At 46.6% G+C, this 1460-nt stretch carries 1 protein-coding gene; it reads left to right on the forward strand.

Annotation, left to right across the window (positions count from 1 at the left end; genetic code table 11):
• Window positions 1–520: 520 nt before the first annotated feature.
• Window positions 521–1460: group II intron reverse transcriptase/maturase (gene ltrA, locus BMZ99_RS25805; protein WP_090945005.1), on the forward strand; the 940-nt coding region annotated here is incomplete at its 3' end.

Here is a 1460-nt window from a genome sequence, read left to right on the forward strand (position 1 = left end):
GCATGCGCTTTTTAATTTCGTGTGTCCAGCGAAGCTGGGCTGTGCTTATGGGTGAAAGTCCCATCCCGGTAACTGCCAAGAGGCTGGGTAGCTAATCCCGGTGCGTCGCAGAAATGCGGGGTGCTGAGCGGGAGGATAAAGTACCTGGAAACAGGGCGAGCAAAGATATAGACTGCAACATGAAGTGAACTCTGTCGCATCGTTAAAAAGCCCCTTGGAAACGAGGAATGTAGAGGGAGCCGAGCCTTGGGAATTTAGGCGAAGGCCATGGAAGACGGGAAGAGCTTGGAAAGCACCGTCAAAGAACCCTCCGGTGTAGAGGAGGCGGTATGTATCGAAAGTACAGTCTGGAACTGGAGAGACCCTCCCCTGCACGGGAGCATGTAAACAAAGATGTGAATTTGCTGAAATGCAGGAAGGGAGTCAGAGGGGTGCATAGTACCAATAATGTTACGGCAACAAAAACGTAACTAGGGAAGGGACCCTGCTTCATTCAAGTTTTTGGAGGAGGTAAGAGCGAGTGAATGCTCTAAAGGCTAACAACACCATAGAAAAAGCTCGACAACTCCAAAGAAAGCTATACCTTGCAGCAAAGAGAAACAATAAGCGGAAATTTCATGCCCTTTATGATAAGGTATATCGAGAAGATATACTAAGAGAAGCATGGAAACGGGTGAGAGCCAACGGTGGAACTGGGGGGATAGACGGAATCAGTATTGAGGCGGTAGAACTTTACGGAGTTGGCAAACTCCTAGGAGAAATACAAGAAACCTTGAGACAAGGACAATACCGCCCCCAACCAGTGAAAAGGGTGCACATTCCAAAGGCGGATGGAACCAAACGCCCGCTAGGAATCCCGACAATAAGAGACCGGATTGTACAAATGGCAGTAAAGATGGTCATAGAGCCGGTTTATGAAGCTGATTTCAAAGAAAGTTCTTATGGATTTCGCCCCAAAAGAAATGCACATCAGGCATTGGAAGAGATACGAAAAGCCTGTGATAAAAAGGAAATATGGGTAATCGACGCGGACATTAAAGGATATTTTGATGCCATTAACCACGACAAACTCATGAAACTAGTGGAAATGCGAGTGAATGACCGACGGATATTAAAGTTGCTCAGGCAGTGGCTGGAGGCTGGTATCATGCAAGAAGATGGTTATCAAGCAAGTGAAAAGGGAAGTCCGCAAGGTGGAGTTATATCACCGCTGTTAGCGAATATCTACCTTCACTACCTCGACAGTATGTGGGAAAAGTATGGCACTCACCTGGGAAAACTCGTAAGATACGCAGATGATTTCGTGATTATTTGCAGGCTTAAGAAAGGTGCCGAACAAGCATTGAAATTGGTGGGAGCAATCATAGAAAGACTGGAACTGACGCTACATCCGGAGAAAACAAAGCTGGTATCTATGTGGGGAGGTAAGGAAGGATTTGATTTTCTGGGGATGCATCACC

The organism is Pelosinus propionicus DSM 13327, assembly GCF_900114615.1.
Classification (GTDB): domain Bacteria; phylum Bacillota; class Negativicutes; order DSM-13327; family DSM-13327; genus Pelosinus; species Pelosinus propionicus.